Below are 301 nucleotides of genomic sequence, written 5' to 3'. Positions count from 1 at the left end.
GGGTGTGTGGGGGGTCGTCTCCCCTCTCTATTGTGCTTGTGTGCGCGCGCCCCCCGCCCACACCCCCCCACTCCTCAGGGTGTGCTGCGCGTGCTCAGCCCGCCCAGCCGGAGGTCCGCCAGGCGTTGACGCCGGGACGGACCGCGGGGCGGTGCAGACGGGCGCGGTCGTTCCACGGGGAGGCCGGGCCGACGCCCGCCCGGCGCGCCGCCCCCGCGGGGGGCGGCGCGGGGGCGGCCCGGGGCGGGTCCACCCCCCGGGCGGGGTGTATCGCCTCGGGGGGCGGCGGGCCGGGCCACGC

Annotated in this window: 1 pseudogene; it reads right to left on the bottom strand. The window is 81.7% G+C overall.

Annotated elements, in window-relative coordinates:
• Positions 1-94 precede the first annotated feature (94 nt).
• Positions 95-301, bottom strand: a pseudogene (locus ACFV4F_RS24270) (RNA polymerase sigma factor SigF); the annotation flags it as partial.

It is taken from the genome of Kitasatospora sp. NPDC059722 (genome assembly GCF_042733235.1).
In the GTDB taxonomy this organism is placed as follows: domain Bacteria; phylum Actinomycetota; class Actinomycetes; order Streptomycetales; family Streptomycetaceae; genus Kitasatospora.
This window is presented reverse-complemented; position numbering and strand designations above follow the sequence as displayed.